Origin of the sequence: uncultured Campylobacter sp., assembly GCF_937996225.1 — a bacterium.
GTDB lineage: Bacteria > Campylobacterota > Campylobacteria > Campylobacterales > Campylobacteraceae > Campylobacter_B.
Window position 1 is genome coordinate 1 of sequence record NZ_CALKTC010000028.1, and the last position, 15,929, is coordinate 15,929.

Genomic DNA, 15,929 nt, shown 5'->3' on the forward strand with positions numbered 1-15,929 from the left:
AATGCTGTAATAGAAGCGGTTTTGGAAGGGGAGAAATTTAGCGAAAATCCGGAATTTAACGCCTCTCAAAGCAAAACCGGCAAAGCAGAGAAAAGGCAGGGCGACAAATCAGAGTCTCAAAGTCCGCGCGCCACGCATTCTAAACATCGCAAAGAAAAGCAAAAGGGCGTTGTGACGGATGAAATTCTATTCGATATCAAAGAGAAGCTATCTGCACTTTTCAGATCAAGTGAGTTTAATATCGAAGTTAGCGATGTTAGCAAAATCGACGAAAATACCGTCTATATCAAGCTGCAAGGCGAGGATAGCGCGCTTTTGATAGGCAAAGAGGGACACCGCTACAAGGCGCTTTCATATATGATCTATAATTGGATCAGCATCAGATACAACCTCGCAGTCGTGTTTGAAGTCGCGGAATTTTTACAAAATCAAGAACGATTTATCGATTCTTATGTAAATGCGCTCGTGGAACGCTCTGGAAATGAGCGTATCGTCACGAAGGCTTTTGATGGCGCATTTATCAAAATCGTAGCCGACAAGCTAAAACAAGCATATCCGGATCGTTTTGTGGGTATCAAATCCACGCGTAGCGGCAAAATCGTCATCGTAGACGAAAAAAGCTAATCGTGAGCGAGACTATCGCCGCTATCGCTACGGCTCACGGCATCGGTGGAATTTGCATAGTTAGAATTTCAGGCGAGGAAGCGCTATCTATCGCTCTAAGCCTTTCACATCGTAGTTCTTTGCGCCCTCGCTATGCCACGCTTGTAAATCTTTTTGACGCGAGCGGCGAAGCGTTCGGCGAGGCGATTTTGATATATTTCAAGGCTCCGCATAGCTTTACCGGCGAGGATGTCGTAGAAGTGCAGACCCACGGCGGCTTTACGGCTTCGTCCTTGGCGTTAGATGCCGTGCTGGCTCTGGGTGCGCGCATAGCAAATCCGGGCGAGTTTAGTAAGCGAGCGTTTTTAAACGGTAAAATGGATCTTAGTAAAGCCGAAGCCATAAGCGATCTTATAAATTCTCGCTCACAAAGTGCGGCTAAAATTTTAGCTAGAAACCTGCGCGGCGAGCTGGCAGACTTCGTCGCAAATCTGCGCGCGGCTCTGGTTAAGACGCTAGCTTTTGTCGAGGTTTGCATCGACTACGCAGAGGACGATCTGCCCGCAGATGTGCTGCAAAGCTCGCAAAAGATGCTGGATGAAAATATAAAAAGCCTGGGAAAAATCACCCGCATAAGCCGCAGTCGCAAGGGGTTGATCGAGGGCTTTAAGGTGGCGATCGTAGGTAAGCCCAATGTCGGTAAATCAAGCATTTTAAATTCTATGCTGAGCTTTAGTCGCGCCATCGTGAGCGACGAAGCGGGCACTACGCGCGATCTTATCGAAGAAAGCTTGCAAATAGGCACTCATCTAATCCGTATAGTCGATACCGCAGGTATCAGACACAGCGGCTCAAAGCTTGAAAGTATCGGCATTTCATATTCGCTTCGCGCTGCAAGCGAGGCAGACGTGATTTTGGCAGTGTTTGACGCAAGTCGCGAATGGGATGCTGAGGACGCGCAGATCCTAAAAATACTGCGCGAACAAAAAGGCAAAAAAATCATCTACGTTTTAAATAAATGTGACTTGCCGCGTAAATTTCATCCTAGCGCGGAGGATCTTGACGAGGATTTAGAGGCTTTTTCTGCAAACAATTTCGCAGTCAAAAATCCCATACCGGAGAATTTCACAGCCGAAAATTTAAAGCAAAGTCGAACCTGCGACGCTTCTTTAAATTCCTGCGCGCAGAATTTAAAAGCTAAAAATTTAAAGCGTGACTTAAGCGCGCAAAATTCTACTTCCACAAATTCCGCGCCTACAAGCCAAATAGCCCTTGCGAATTCCATAAATCCAAAGGAACAGAATTTCGCCGCAAAAGCGGGACTAGCGTCGCCCAATACCGAGTGCGCTACTGCAAGCTGTGCTGCGGGGAATTTTACGAAAGATGATTCTAAACAAAATTCTGCAAATTCCATCGCGCCTAATAGCTCTGCAATAAATCCCGTTAGGCAAAATACCCAAGCAAATTTCATTTTTACGCCACTTGAAATTTCTGCAAACGAGGGCGTGGATAAAATTTTAACTGCGCTTGAGAGCTACTTAAATTCTCAAAATTTCGATGGCCTTATGCTAAGCAACGAGCGGCAAATTCTATCTTGCGAGAGCGCGCTTGCGGCTCTTAAAAACGCGAGCGAGCGCCTGTCTTGCGGCGAGCTTGAGCTTTTTGCATTTGAGATAAATCGCGCGATTGAGGCGATTGCACGTATTTCGCGTCCATTTGAGCGAGACGAAATTCTAGATGAAATGTTTAGCAATTTTTGCCTCGGCAAATAGCGTTTTAGCTACTAATTAGCCAAAATTCAATATAATCTCGCATTTAAAACGAGGTCTTTATGAAGGAAAAAATCCAATATTTTTTGGCGCTGGGTCTGATAAAATTTGCAAAATTCGCGCCGAAAAGCTTCATATTTGCATTTTTCGATAAGCTCGCACTTTTTGCATCGTGGAAGCTTAGCAGGCGCGTTAAAGTCGCGCAGGATAACCTTCGCGCCGCCTATCCGCAAAAAAGCGAAAGTGAGCTTCACGCTCTTGCGATTGATAATTTTCGCAGTATCGCTAGGACGCTTACCGACACGCTTTTATTTTACAATGGCAGACTAAAATTTGATGATCTGATTTCAAACGGCGAGCAGGCGCTAGAGCGCGTCCGAGAGCTAAAAGGTGATAATCCGCACGGGATTTTATTTTTTACGGCGCATTTTGGAAATTGGGAAATTCTAGCTAATTTTTTCGGCGCCAATGGCTTTCCCGTCTCGGTAGTCGGGCGTCGCAGCGATAATGAGTTGATCGAGGAGCGGCTCGTGGCGCCGTTTCGCGAGCGCTACGGCAACGACCTTATTTACAAGGACGATGCGATGCGCAGGCTCGTGCAGGCGCTAAAGCAGGGGCGCAACGTAGGCATTCTGCCCGATCAAAAGCCAGGCCCTAAAAACAGCCTGATTACGACCTTTTTTGGACGGCAGTGCTACACCACGAAGACTATCGCGTCGCTTTATTTGAAATTTCATCCCGTGCTGATCCCGATCTTTGCGCGGCGCGGCACGGATAATCGCTATGAGATCGTGATCAAGGATTTCCCGCCGCTACCTGAAGGGCTAAATAAGGACGAAGCCGAGCTATTTATCACGCAAAAGTGCAACGACATTTTCGAAGAGGTCGTGCGAACCGCGCCGCAGCAGTGGTTTTGGATACACAAACGATGGAAGATGGACTGATGGCGCAGCAAATTTCAAGAGGCGAGAGCAAACAGGGCATCGCGAGAAATTTATCCGCGCCGCAGGGCTCGCGCCTTTTTGCAAAAGAGCAAAGCGTCGAAAATTTACGTGCCGCTGCGCGAGCGGGTAAAATTTTATATCGCGAAAATTTCGTAGCGATCGCCGCCGCCGTGCCAGCAGGCAAAAATTTAGACCTCAAAAATTTCATATCGGTTTGCGGCGGCTCCTCTTGTGCTTTGCGGCGTGAAAATTTTAGAGTTAAAAATTTAAGACCCGACGCCTTAGATTGCGCGTGGCGCGCAGGCAGCGGCTCTCTAAATTTAAACAGCGAAAGCTCCTGCGCAAATCCGCCCGCAGCAAAAAATTCGCATCGAAAAGCACTCATCTTAAGCGACAGCCGCAAGGGACACGAGAATCAAAGCATCGCATTTTGCGAGCTAAGAGGGCTTGAGTTTTGCATTTGCAAGATCGCTTACGCAAACAAGCTTCTTAAACTCTGCTCCTACGCGCTTGATTTTTTTGGGCTTTATTTTAAAATTTTTAAGTGCGATCTCTGCGGGGGCGGCACGGCGGCGGACTGCAAAAATGGATCAAATTTAAACAGTCCCGCCGCGCCGGATAGCGCAAATTTAGACGCTGCGCCGAACGGCACTAATTCAGACGCCGTATCGGATCGCAATTTAAATTTCGCAGATTTTGATCTGTTCGTAGGAGCGGGCTCTACGAGCTATTACGCGCTGAAATTTTACGCGCGCAGATACGCAAAGCCGAGCGTAGCGCTGATGTATCCGAAAGGCTACCGCAAGGATTTTAGCGTCATCATCGCAGGCGCGCATGATCGCCCAAAGCCGAGTGCGAACCTTAAAATTTTGCCCGTCTCGCTTAGCTTCTCGCGCCCGCAGGGGCTGTACCAGCCGCAGCGCAAGGCGGTAGGATTTATCATCGGCGGGCCGAATTCCTGCTTTGAGATGGGGGATGAAATTTTAAAGCAGATCGAGGGCGTAAGGGCGCAGTTTGCGGACTGCGAGTTTGCGCTAACGACTTCTCCGCGCACGCCGCAGGCTACCGAAAGCGCGCTAGAAAAGCTTGGCTGGGATTACAGCGTGATTTACAGCCGCGAGCCCGTAAATCCGATCGGCGATTTTTTGGCGCAGTGCGAGTGGGTCTTCATCAGCGAGGACAGCGTCTCGATGATAAGCGAGGCTGCATCTAACGGGAGCGCGAGCATAGCTATTTTGAGCCTAAAGCGCAAAGTCGCTCATAATAAATTTGACGATTTTATAAGCGCTCTCGTTTCTACGGGTCATGCTAGGCGCTATGACGAAGCGTTAAAAAAGACTGCGAAGTACGATCTTGGGGCGTTTGTGAGGGAGATAAAAATATGAAGGTCGTGCAAATTTTGCCAGAGCTGAACGAAGGCGGCGTCGAGCGCGGCGTAGTCGAGCTAAATAGGGAGTTTGCGCGGCGCGGCATCGAAAATTTCGTTATCAGTAACGGCGGCAAATTGGCGCCCGAGATAGAAAACGAGGGCGGCGTGCACGTGCAGCTCGACGTTTGCTCCAAAAGTATCCTAAGCGCTCCGGCGCGCGTTTTAAAGCTGCGTAAAATTTTAAGCGAAATTTCTCCCGACATCGTGCATGTTCGCTCCCGCGTGCCGGCGTGGATGGTTAAATTTGCTCGCCCCGAAGCAAAGATCGTAAGCACCGTGCATGGGATAAATTCCGTAAATTTCTACAGCAAAATCATGACGGATGCGGACGCGATCATCTGTCCTAGCAGCTATGCGCGCGATCACGTGGTGCGAAGCTACGGCACGGATGCAGCCAAGATCACGATCATTCCGCGCGGCATCGATCTAGAAAAATTTAATCCCAAAAATTTAGACGAGCGCTTTATCGCGGAATTTCGGCAGAATTTTAACCTCGCGCAGGATGATTTCATCGTCTCTGCCGTGGGGCGCATCACGCAGATTAAGGATTACAAAACCCTAATCCGCGCCGCGGCTTTGGCAAGCGAACAAAATCTTAAAATTTTGATCGTAGGCGGCGTGAGAGCGGATCGTGACGAGTATTTTTCGGAACTAAAATCGCTCGTAGAGGGGCTTGGACTGGGCGAGCGCGTAATTTTTGCGGGCTCGCAGAGCAAGGTAGCCGAAATTTACTCGCTCTCGTCGGTCATGGTAAGCGCTTCGAGTAAGCCCGAGAGTTTCGGGCGCTCGATGGCTGAGGCGATCGCGCTGAATTGCCCGGTGATTGCGACCCGCCACGGCGGCGCGCTCGATATTATCAAAGAGGGCGAAAACGGCTATTTTTTTGACGTAGGCGACGCGCAGGCGCTGGCGGGGCTGTTTGCCCCCGCGCGCGAGCTGAAATTTGACGGCTACGGCTACGTTTCGCAAAACTTCAGCCTAGAGCAGATGGTAGAAAAAACGATAAAGGTTTATGAGAGTTTAATATGAAAAAATTTTTTTACGAAAACGGCGCGCTTAGCGGCTGGAGGATCACATTTTTAACGCTGCTACTTCTTTGGTGCGCGTCGCTGTTTTTCAAAAACGCGGTCTATCAGATCTCTTTTGCGGCGCTAAATTTACTCTTTTTAGTGCATCTATTGTATTTTAAAAACTACGAAATTCTAAGCGAAATTTTGAAAAAAACGCGATTTATCGCGATCTGCTTTGTCTGTTTAGTGGCGACGCTAGCGATCTCAAACCTCCTAAACGAGGCTGTTATCTCAAAAAAAGCATGGCAGAGCACGCTATTTTTCATCCTTCGATACGGCGCGATATTTTTGGCGCTTTGTTATTTTTATAAGCTTAAATTTTTTGATGAAAACACCATTTTCGCCTTTTTGTTCGTGGGGCTTGGAATTTTATCGGTGAGCGTGATCTATCAGTTTGCAAGTAGCAGCGACGCAATCGTCTTTTCAAGCGACTCTGTTCGCGGAGGTCTTAGCGGAGCGCTTTCGAACCGCAATATCTTAGGGCTTTTTATGGGCTTTGGGCTCTGCCTTAGCGCGGCGGCGATACGGCGGCCTTTAGCGCTTAAATTTGCAGCTCTATTTTTATTCGCGTTTTTTATGATCTTTTCATTTTCCAGAGCGGCGTGGGTCGGCGCGTTTTGCGCGCTTGTGTTTTACGGCGCGCTAAATTTAAAGAGTCTAAACAAAAAATACCTGCTTTTCACGGTATGTTTCATCGCGCTTTTTGCCGTTTTGCTCGCGCTTTCGCCTTCGTTTGAACAAAGGCTAGCAGCACTATTTAGCGGCGATTCTTCTGGTAGGACCGTGATTTGGAGCTATATTTTAGAAATGGCGCAGCAAAAGCCTATCTTGGGCTACGGGCTGGGCTCATATATAAATTTGCCGGGCTCCCCGGTTCTTGAGCATCCCGAATACAACGCACCGCACAATCTATTTTTAGAAATTTTACTTTATAGCGGCGCACTCGGCCTCATCTTTTACGGCTTGATTTTATTTTGCGTTTTTAAGGAGTGCATCCGAAGCAGGCAGTTTGGGGTTCTCACGCTTCTAATCTATCTTTTGATAGATTGTCAGTTCGATCACGGCGCGTATCTGTCGAAAGAAGCGCTAAGCCTGGCTACGATACTAAGCTTTTTGGCCTATCGCATGAGGATCGAGCGATGATCTACGCGGCGGTTTTGGCTTTTGCGGCGCTTTTTGCGTGGTTTTGCCTGCGCTTTGCGTGGTGGGCAAAGGACCTGCCCTACGAATATCCGCGCGTGCTGATGTATCATATGATCCGCGAGCATCTGCCAAAGCACGCCTCTAAATTTAACCGCCTGCGCGTGACCCCCGCCGCGTTTGAAAAACAGCTTGCGTGGTTGAAGCGAAACGGCTTTACGAGCTACACTCTAAGCGAGCTTGCAAGCTTGGATAAAAAGCCCGCAAAGGCGGTTTGTATTACCTTCGACGATGGGTATCGCGATAATTTCGCGAGCGCCCTGCCGATACTTCAAAAATACGGCTTTAAGGCGACGATTTTCATCGTGAACCGGCGCTTTGACGGGAATTGGGCGACCGATAAAGATCTGAAAAAATCAAGCGACGAGCTAAATCGCGAACAGATGCTAAGCGATCAGGAGGTTCGCGAGCTTTTGCAAAGCGGGCTCATCGAGATCGGCTCGCATACGCTCGATCACGCGAACTTGCCTAGCTTGGACGCGGCAGAGCAGCTGCGCCAGATGAGCGAATCAAAGCGCGAAATAGAGGCGAAATTTGACATCTCTTGCAGCGCATTTGCCTATCCGTTCGGCTTTTACGACGAGATTAGCGTCCGCTGCGCGCACGAGGCGGGCTTTAGCTGCGCCGTTACGACGAAAAACGACGTGTTGCGCCCGCACTATTCAAGCCTAGAAATTCCGCGCATCATGGTTAGCGGCAGACAGGGGCTTTTTAGCTTCATTTTGAAGATGAAAAAGGGCAGAAATAGATGAAAATCGCCTATCTTTGCTGCTCCAGATTTTACGGCGGCGTCGAAAAGATCGTGATTGACTCGCTAAATGAGCTTTGCAAAAGCGAGCACGCGGCGCTGATCGTGCCTGCTAGATGCGAGTTTTTGCAGCGTCTGGATGCTCGCGTGCAAATTTATCAGTACAAAAGCCACGATAAGCGCTACAATCTGTTTTTGTTCGTTGAAATTTATCGGTTTTTACGCTCGGGCGGATTTGAAATTTTACATTCGCACGGCGCCAAAGCCGCGCAGATCGGCTTCGTAGTAGAAAAATTTTTAAATCTTAAGCTCGTTGCGACCAAGCACAACGACCGCAAGGCGCCCGTTTTCGATCGCGTGCGAAACGTCATCGCGGCCTCGCGCAAGGTCGCAACCACGATAAATCACGCCGCGAAGGTGATATATTTCGGCATAGAGCCGCGGCTGGAGTTTGCAAATCATAAAATTTTAGCGCGCTGCAAGGATGCAGAGGGCGCCGCAAATAAGGCGCTTGAGGGGGAAAAAGATGCGCGCGGCGACTCGGCTGGCGTTGCATTTGCGTCGCAAGATACGCCTGATGGGGCGAGTGTATCGCAAGATAGGGCTTTTGATGCGGACGTATCGCAAAATAAAACTGGCAGTGTATTCGTATCGCAACAGGGCGCAAACGCGGAGCCGGAAAATTTTAAATTTAGCATCGTCGCGGTCGGCAGGCTCGATAAGATCAAGGGTTTTGATCTTTTGATCCGCGCCGCAAGCGAGCTGAAATTTAATTTCGAGCTTAAAATTTACGGGCAGGGCGGCGAGAGGCAAAATTTGCAAAATTTAATCGATTCGCTAAAATTGCAGGACCGCGTGCGGCTATGCGGCTTTTGCGACGACGTTGCAGCTGCGCTTGCTGCGTCGCACCTGCACGTCATCAGCTCGCGCAAGGAGGGCTTTCCGGTGATTTTGATCGAAGGTATTTTTTATTCGCCCGTGCTGATATCTACCCGCGTGGGCGGAATTTCGGAAATTTTAAGCGAGGAGTTTTTATGCGAGGCGGCGGCTCTGGGCGCTAAAATCGATGAAATTTACCGCACTTACGGTAAATACGCCTGGGCTTTTGCGCAAAAACACGCTGGTCTTAAGCAAACTTTGACGCTGCAAAATTATATTAGCTCGCTTAAAAATTACTACGAGGAGCTGTTATGCGAAGCCTAAAGATCGTGCATTGCGGCATTTTCAACGAATACGACGACGGCAGTTTTTTCTACGGCATGGAGCGCAAAATCAGCCACGGGCTCATCCGCGGCGGGCACTTCGTCTATGATTTTAGCTACCGCGATTGGGAGCGAAGCTTGCGCTTTTGCGGGCTGAAAAACAGCGGGTTAGCTAAAATGAACGCCAAACTCGTGCGTATCTGTGAAAACATCGGCGCCGATCTGCTTCTAATCGGCAAGGGCGAAAAGATAAAATTTGATACTCTAAGCCGCATCAAAAAGCTACTGCCGAAGATCAAAATAATTCAGTGGTATGCGGATTTAAGAAGCGCCGATAGCAGCGATTTTAATAAAATTTCCCTAGCCGATACGTTTTTTTGCACTAATGCTACGGATCTGGCGGAAATTTCGCGCCGCAATCCAAATACTTTGGTTTCGTTTATGCCCAATATCTCGGATGCCGCATTCGATAGAAATTTTGAGTCGGAAAAGAGCCACGACGTCCTTTATATCGGCAACGACTACCTGCCTAACAGAAAGGAATTTATCGAGACTCTAAAGCAACTATGCGCCAAAGAGGGCATAAATATTAAAATTTACGGAAGTTTAGGCGAGCCCTTTGTATTTGGGGAGCGGTTTCAGCAAGAAATTTCGCGCTCTAAAATAGCGATAAATTTTAACGCGGATGACGGCGTTTGGAAACCGAATCAAAATAAAATTTTATACTCATCCGATCGAATGGCTCAATTTATGGGGTGCGGAGTTTGCACATTCAGCCCCGCTATAAAGGGCTTGGATAGACTTTTTGCGAACGGGCGCGATGTCGTATATTTTAGCGATGTAGAGGATTGTTTTGCCAAGATCAAGGAATGCTTACAAAACGGAAGTTTCGAAGCTATCGGCAGAAGCGGGCGGGCTAGGGCGCTAGAAATCGTAAATGCTACGCGCGTATCTAAATTTATGCTGGAGCTAACGTTTGGCTTGACGCTTAGCGAGCCTTACGAGTGGTGCGAGTTCGTCTATAAAAACGGAGAGAAATTCAGATGATTTATTTTGTGGCTTTTCTGATCTTTGCCGCCGCAGCGGGCGTTTCGCTGCGGTATAACTGGTGGCGGATCCCGCAGGGCTGGCATAAGGCGCGGGTGCTGATGTATCATAGTGTAGAGGAGCACAAGGGCGATAAATTCGATAAATGGCGGCTGAAGCCTGCGGATTTTGAAAGACAAATCGCGTGGCTTGCGAAAAACGGCTTTAGCAGCTTTAAGTTTAGCGAGCTTATTGCGTTAGAGCGGCTGCCTAAAAAGGCGGTTTGCATCACATTCGACGATGGGTTTGAAAATAATTTTACTAGCGCCTTTGAAATTTTGAAAAAATACGATTTCAAAGCGAGCATATTTTTGGTGCCGGACGCCGCGCAAAACGACTGGGAGCGCGCTAACACCGCTCATCTTGCGCGGATGCTGAGCGAGGAGCAAATTTTAAAAATGCAAGCAAGCGGGCTGGTGGAGTTTGGCGCGCATACGATGCACCACGTAAATTTAGACCTTACCTACGCGAGCGATCCACAGCTCGCCGCAGATGAGATCATCGCATCCAAGGCTCGCGTAGCACGTATTTGCGCTCAGCCGTGCGAGGTGTTTGCCTACCCCTACGGTAAATTTAACGACGAAATTTTAAATATCGCCAGATCAAATTTTAAAGGCGCGGTGGTCGTCAAGCGCGGACTTTACGAAGCGGGCGACGACAAATACGCCGTAAAGCGTATCGGCATTTTGGGTACGGAGGGGTTTTTTGATTTTTGGCTGAAATTTACGAGGATAAGGAACAAACTGTGATTAAAGCGTCCGTTTATGCGATAGTAATGAATGAGGAGCGCCACATCGAGCGTATGCTGCGTAGCGTGGCGGATTTCGCCGAGATCATAATCGTCGATAGCGGCAGCACCGATGCCACGCTGCAAATCGCGCGTAAATTTACCGATAAAATTTACCATCACGACTGGCAGGGCGAGGGGGTGCAGAAAAACTACGCATTTTCGCTATGTAGCAACGAATGGGTACTAAATCTCGACGGCGACGAGGAGGTAAGTCCTGAGCTAAAGGGCGAGATAGAGGAGTTTATGAGCCAGAGCGATTACTCGGCGCTGGATATTAAATTTCACGAATACTCGCTAGGGCGCAAGTGCTCGGATCTCGTGCGCAAAAACACCCACATCCGCTTCTTTCGCAAGGAGTGCGGCGAGTATAAAAATATGGGGGTGCATGCGCAAATTTCGATCATAAAAGGCGCTGTAAAAAAGAGCAAATTTTGCATCAATCACTTTAGTGAAAAGCCGATCGCCGAGCTCGTTACGAAAAACAACAACTACTCTACGCTACGCGCGCAGGGGGATTTTGAAAAGGGCAAAAAGCCGAGCCTTGCGAAGCTTTTGCTGATCTATCCGTTTGCATTTTTTAAATCATACATTTTGCGAAGATCGCTTTTTGACGGGCGCAAAGGATTTATCACGGCAAACATTAACGCGTTTTACGCGTTTTTAAAAGAGGCGAAACTTTACGAGAAGTATCTTAAAAAGGGCGAAGATTAATCGAAATGATAGAAAATTTTAGTTATTATTACGACTTAAATTTAACGGCGAAAAGGGCGAAAAAATGGATAAAAAAGTAGTAGCGGCACATAAAATTTCAGACGAAGAATATGAAAAAATTTTAAAAATTTTAGGTCGCGAGCCGAATCTGCTCGAGCTTGGGATTTTTAGCGCGATGTGGAGCGAGCACTGCAGCTACAAATCGAGCAAAAAATACTTAAGCGACTTCCCGATCAAGGCGCCTTGGGTCATCCAGGGCCCCGGCGAAAATGCAGGCGTCATCGACATCGGCGGCGGCATGGCCGCGGTTTTTAAGATGGAAAGCCATAACCACCCAAGCTTCATCGAGCCTTTTCAGGGCGCTGCGACAGGCGTGGGCGGGATACTGCGCGATATCTTTACGATGGGCGCGCGCGTCGAAGCCAATATGAACTCGCTTCGTTTCGGCGAGGTGCGAGGAAGCAGCGAAAACGCCAGAAAGCAGCGCTATCTGCTTAAGGGCGCGGTTGCCGGCATCGCTCACTACGGCAACTGCATGGGCATCCCTACGATCGGCGGCGAAACAAGCTTTGATAAGAGCTTTGACGGCAATATTTTGGTTAATGCCTTTGCGCTGGGTATCGTTAAAAAGGATGAAATTTTCTACGGCAGGGCCGAAGGCGTGGGCAACAGCGTGATCTACGTGGGCTCTAAGACCGGTCGCGACGGCCTCGGCGGAGCCGTGATGGCGAGCGATAGCTTCAACGACGCGAACAAATCTCTACGCCCGACCGTGCAGGTGGGCGATCCGTTCGCCGAAAAGCTGCTGATGGAGGCGTGCTTGGAGCTTTTTAAAACCGACTACGTCGTGGGTATCCAGGATATGGGTGCGGCGGGGCTTACTTCGAGTAGCTTTGAGATGGCGGGGCGCAGCGGCAGCGGCATGAGGTTAAATTTGGACCGCGTACCGATGCGCGAAGAGGGGATGAGCCCGTATGAGCTGATGCTAAGCGAGAGCCAAGAGCGTATGCTGATCTGCGCCAAAAAGGGCTGCGAGGAGAAAATCAAAGAAATTTTTGCCAAATGGGATCTGGATGCCGCCGTCATCGGCGAGGTGACCGATAGCGGCAAGATGGAGCTTTTTTGGCACGGCGAGCTAGCAGGCGTTATCCCGATCGAGCCGCTTAGCGAGGCAGCGCCCGTGCTGGATCGTCCGATAAAAGAGCCTGCATATATGGCGCAGATCGCGCGGCAAAATTTATGCGGCTGCGGCGCAAGCGAGCGCGAGCTGGACGCGGCGTTTGATAAAATTTTTGAGGACCCTGAAGTGTTAAATAAATCCTACATCTACGATCAATATGACGCCAACGTGGGGTTAAATTCCGCCAAGCGTCCCGGTATGCTGGGCGCTACGGTGATGCGAGTTAAGCAAAACGGCGTAAAGCTCGCGATGGCTGCGGACTGCAACACGAGGATGAATTACGTCCATCCTCGCATAGGCGCAGCGCTTGCGGTAGCGTCGGCGGGGCGAAAGGTCGCGATGAGCGGCGCGACCCCTCTAGCTATCACCGACTGCCTAAACTACGGCAATCCGCAAAATCCAGAGGTTATGTGGCAGTTCGCGCAGGGCTGCGAGGGGATCAAGCAGGCTTGCGCCGCACTAAATACTCCCGTCGTAAGCGGCAACGTAAGCCTATATAATGAAACGGGCGGCGTTAGCATCCAGCCCACTCCCGCGATCGTGTGCGTGGGCACAAACGAGGGCGAGATCATCCCTAGCGATTTTTGCGCTAGCGGCGTGAGCGTCTATCTGGCGGGCGATACGAAGGGCGTTTTTGCGGGCTCGCTTTATATGAAAGCAGTGGAAAATCGCGTCGCAGGCAGCCTGCCGGAGCTAAATTTAAAAGCAGAGCGCGCTTTGTGGGACTTCGCGATCGAGGCGGGCAGGAGTGGGGTTTTGGAATTTGCAAACTCAGTAGGTATCGGCGGCGTGGCGATCACGCTTGCGAAGATGGCGTGCGTAGGCGGTATCGGCGGCGAGTTTGAGATGAGTTGCGATGATAGCAGAGATATTTTCGACGAGAGCTTTTCGCGCGCGATTTTCGGCGTCCGCGACGAGGCGAAATTTAAAGAGCTGGCCGCAAAATACGGGCTAAGCTTAATGCGCCTAGGCATCAGCGGTGGCGAAGCGTTTCGCATAAATTCCGTCCGTAAAAATCTAAAGGCGCTAAAAGAAATTTACTTCGGCGAGTTTGCTAAGATCGTAAAGAGCGAAGACTAGCGCGTGCTTAGCATCATATTTCTTTTAATCGCGCTATATATTTTCGCGCAGATCGGCGTGGCTTTCGGCAACTCCGGCTATCGCGGCAAGGCTCAAATGCAGCTAGCAGAGGCTAAAATTTTAGTAGCGCTTCTAGCCAAGGTCGCCAAAAGCGACGGGTACGTAAGCGAGTCCGAAGCCGCGATGATAAGCGAAATTTTAGACGATTTGGTGCGCCAAATGGGTGCCGGCGAACGCGAACGCCAGGCGCTGAAGCTCGTCTATAAGCTAGAGAAAGAAAACCTCGCAAACGCGCGCGAGCTCGCCGAAAAATATAACCAAACCTACCGCCCGAGCCCGAGCCGCAAAACGGGGCTAATCTATTTCTTTTTAAATTTAGCCTACGTCGATCGCGGTTTTAGCGCGGCAGAGCGGCGCACAATCTCGCAGATCTGCGACGGGTTGGGCATTGCGGAGCATATCCAAAGCCAGATATTCGCGACCTTTGAGCGCAGTTTTTACGGCACATATTACGAAAACGGCGGCGCGCAGAGTAGCTCCGCTTACGACGAATACGACGGCTATAGCACAAGAAGCGGCGGGTATTGGGACAAATACGGCGGCAGAAGCACCGGTGGCTACGGCAGCAGCAGTTATGGCGGTGGCACCGGCTACGGATATGGCGGCACGGCGGGTACGGGCTACGGAGGCTCGCAAAGTTCGGGCGGTTCATACGGCGGCGGGTATTCGAGTGGATATGGCGGCTATTCGGGCGGCTCGCAAGGCTCTGCCAAAAGCAAAAGGGATCCGTATGAAATTTTGGGACTCTCCAAGGACGCTACGTTTAGCGAGATTAAGAAAAAATATCGCGAGCTCGTGAAAAAATACCACCCCGACATCCTGATGGGCAAGGGCGCGGACGAGGAGATCATCCAGGAGGGCACGAAGAAGCTTCAGGAGATCAACGAGGCGTATAAAATTTTAAAGGAGCGCTTCGGCGAGAAGTAGGGCGAGCAAATTTTAAAATTTGAGGGCGCAAAACGCCTTGAAATTTTAAGGTTAGATCGCGAGACGGCGACAAGGTGCGCAGATAAAAGCGGATCAAATCCGCGGCGTCAAATTAAATTTAAGGAGTGATAAATGAAAAATTTTATAATTTTTGCCGTTTTGGCGGCACTGCTTGGAGGATGCGCGGGCAAAAAAGATCAAAACGGAATTGCCGACTCGGAAGATATCGCAATGTTAAGCTTTGACAAAAATATTTCCACCAGATACCGAGCCCATAACGGAAAACTCTATAAAAATGGCAAAGTGTTAGGCAAATATCTTACGGCACCGGGACTTGGTACGCACATTTATACTGATGAAATGGGAAATGGTTATATAGATCCCAGCGCGACAAAGGAACATAATTCTAAAAAAATTACGGAGATAATATTCGTTCCGAACGAATTTATTAAAGTGATCTCTTATAGCCATAATGACGGCGTTTGTAAAGCATTGTCCGCAGGAAAATATGTACATATAAAGGAGTATATCACTATATATTCACGAGGCGAGCCGATCGTGGCATATAGTTATGATGTTTTGATGTCAAGAAAAGGAATGGGGAAAATTTCATCCAGGTATAATTTCGTTAATGAAAAGTTATCTTATGTGGATAAAAAAATTTTAGAAAAACAAGTTAAGATATAGTTTAACTAACAAAATAATTTTGAAATAAAAAAAGTAAGTTAAAATTTTAACAAAGTTTTTGTATAATAATTTTATTTGTAAAAATAAGAGATTTCTTGCCAAATTTTATTAAATTGATTTGACTATATTTCTAAAAAATTGTATAATTTTTTTAAAATGATGGTAAAGAAATGGGTGAAAAATTATGATGACTTTAAAGGAAGTTCAATATTTAATTAAACATATTGAACAGGGGACTCTGGAAGAAAAAGAAGACTTGCGAAATGAAAGAGAAAAGAAGGACAATATTCAGAGAATTGTCTTAAAATTGATTGAAGAATTTGGGGAACTTGCTGAAAATATTAGAAAAAACACGAGATTTAATGGGAAAAATATCAAAGGAACTATCGAAGAGGAAGTTTTTGATGTGTTTTATTACACAATTGCCATCGCTAATGAATACG

At 48.5% G+C, this 15,929-nt stretch carries 14 protein-coding genes and 1 pseudogene; all 15 read left to right on the forward strand.

Going from position 1 to position 15,929, the window contains the following annotated elements:
• Positions 1-624: pseudogene (locus Q0174_RS03565) on the forward strand (protein jag); the annotation flags it as partial.
• Positions 625-626: 2 nt separating this feature from the next.
• Complete coding sequence (gene mnmE / locus Q0174_RS03570) at positions 627-2,375, forward strand: tRNA uridine-5-carboxymethylaminomethyl(34) synthesis GTPase MnmE (protein WP_298041716.1); 1,749 nt, start codon at positions 627-629, stop codon at positions 2,373-2,375.
• Positions 2,376-2,434: 59 nt separating this feature from the next.
• Positions 2,435-3,316, forward strand: a complete 882-nt coding sequence (locus Q0174_RS03575; RefSeq protein ID WP_298041717.1) for a lysophospholipid acyltransferase family protein — start codon at positions 2,435-2,437, stop codon at positions 3,314-3,316.
• Entirely contained in the window at positions 3,286-4,701 is a 1,416-nt protein-coding gene (locus tag Q0174_RS03580) for an ELM1/GtrOC1 family putative glycosyltransferase (protein WP_298041718.1), read from the forward strand. The genes Q0174_RS03575 and Q0174_RS03580 overlap by 31 nt, the downstream gene beginning before the upstream one ends.
• Positions 4,698-5,774, forward strand: coding sequence for a glycosyltransferase family 4 protein (locus Q0174_RS03585; RefSeq protein WP_298041719.1), 1,077 nt, complete (start codon positions 4,698-4,700; stop codon positions 5,772-5,774). Before Q0174_RS03580 ends, Q0174_RS03585 begins: the two co-directional genes overlap by 4 nt.
• A complete protein-coding gene (locus tag Q0174_RS03590) occupies positions 5,771-6,958 on the forward strand; it encodes an O-antigen ligase family protein (RefSeq protein WP_298041720.1) in 1,188 nt (395 codons plus the stop codon). Before Q0174_RS03585 ends, Q0174_RS03590 begins: the two co-directional genes overlap by 4 nt.
• Positions 6,955-7,767 (forward strand): polysaccharide deacetylase family protein, encoded by an 813-nt coding sequence (locus tag Q0174_RS03595; RefSeq protein ID WP_298041721.1) that lies wholly within the window; start codon positions 6,955-6,957, stop codon positions 7,765-7,767. Before Q0174_RS03590 ends, Q0174_RS03595 begins: the two co-directional genes overlap by 4 nt.
• Positions 7,764-8,966, forward strand: a complete 1,203-nt coding sequence (locus Q0174_RS03600; RefSeq protein WP_298041722.1) for a glycosyltransferase — start codon at positions 7,764-7,766, stop codon at positions 8,964-8,966. Before Q0174_RS03595 ends, Q0174_RS03600 begins: the two co-directional genes overlap by 4 nt.
• Complete coding sequence (locus Q0174_RS03605; protein WP_298041723.1) at positions 8,954-10,012, forward strand: glycosyltransferase; 1,059 nt, start codon at positions 8,954-8,956, stop codon at positions 10,010-10,012. Before Q0174_RS03600 ends, Q0174_RS03605 begins: the two co-directional genes overlap by 13 nt.
• Positions 10,009-10,800 carry a polysaccharide deacetylase family protein gene (locus tag Q0174_RS03610; protein WP_298041724.1) on the forward strand — a complete coding sequence of 264 codons (792 nt, stop codon included), beginning with the start codon at positions 10,009-10,011 and terminating at the stop codon, positions 10,798-10,800. Before Q0174_RS03605 ends, Q0174_RS03610 begins: the two co-directional genes overlap by 4 nt.
• The gene (locus tag Q0174_RS03615; protein ID WP_298041725.1) at positions 10,764-11,552 is read left to right on the forward strand and encodes a glycosyltransferase family 2 protein; all 789 of its coding nucleotides are present in this window, start codon (positions 10,764-10,766) and stop codon (positions 11,550-11,552) included. Before Q0174_RS03610 ends, Q0174_RS03615 begins: the two co-directional genes overlap by 37 nt.
• 64 nt (positions 11,553-11,616) lie before the next feature.
• Positions 11,617-13,812, forward strand: a complete 2,196-nt coding sequence (gene purL, locus Q0174_RS03620) for a phosphoribosylformylglycinamidine synthase subunit PurL (protein ID WP_298041726.1) — start codon at positions 11,617-11,619, stop codon at positions 13,810-13,812.
• 3 nt (positions 13,813-13,815) lie between these two features.
• On the forward strand, positions 13,816-14,799 hold the full coding sequence (locus Q0174_RS03625) for a DnaJ domain-containing protein (protein ID WP_298041727.1): 984 nt from the start codon (positions 13,816-13,818) through the stop codon (positions 14,797-14,799).
• Between the two features lie 132 nt (positions 14,800-14,931).
• The gene (locus Q0174_RS03630) at positions 14,932-15,486 is read left to right on the forward strand and encodes a hypothetical protein (RefSeq protein ID WP_298041728.1); all 555 of its coding nucleotides are present in this window, start codon (positions 14,932-14,934) and stop codon (positions 15,484-15,486) included.
• 184 nt (positions 15,487-15,670) lie between these two features.
• The coding region (locus Q0174_RS03635; RefSeq protein ID WP_298041729.1) for a MazG nucleotide pyrophosphohydrolase domain-containing protein at positions 15,671-15,929 on the forward strand (259 nt) is incomplete at its 3' end.

Bases quoted from the DNA above. Each gene is read 5' to 3' on its own strand.
- Q0174_RS03590 (WP_298041720.1), top strand. From the start codon at position 5,771: ATGAAAAAATTTTTTTACGAAAACGGCGCGCTTAGCGGCTGGAGGATC.
- purL (WP_298041726.1), top strand. From the start codon at position 11,617: ATGGATAAAAAAGTAGTAGCGGCACATAAAATTTCAGACGAAGAATAT.
- Q0174_RS03595 (WP_298041721.1), top strand. From the start codon at position 6,955: ATGATCTACGCGGCGGTTTTGGCTTTTGCGGCGCTTTTTGCGTGGTTT.
- Q0174_RS03585 (WP_298041719.1), top strand. From the start codon at position 4,698: ATGAAGGTCGTGCAAATTTTGCCAGAGCTGAACGAAGGCGGCGTCGAG.
- Q0174_RS03600 (WP_298041722.1), top strand. From the start codon at position 7,764: ATGAAAATCGCCTATCTTTGCTGCTCCAGATTTTACGGCGGCGTCGAA.
- Q0174_RS03630 (WP_298041728.1), top strand. From the start codon at position 14,932: ATGAAAAATTTTATAATTTTTGCCGTTTTGGCGGCACTGCTTGGAGGA.
- Q0174_RS03575 (WP_298041717.1), top strand. From the start codon at position 2,435: ATGAAGGAAAAAATCCAATATTTTTTGGCGCTGGGTCTGATAAAATTT.
- Q0174_RS03605 (WP_298041723.1), top strand. From the start codon at position 8,954: ATGCGAAGCCTAAAGATCGTGCATTGCGGCATTTTCAACGAATACGAC.
- Q0174_RS03610 (WP_298041724.1), top strand. From the start codon at position 10,009: ATGATTTATTTTGTGGCTTTTCTGATCTTTGCCGCCGCAGCGGGCGTT.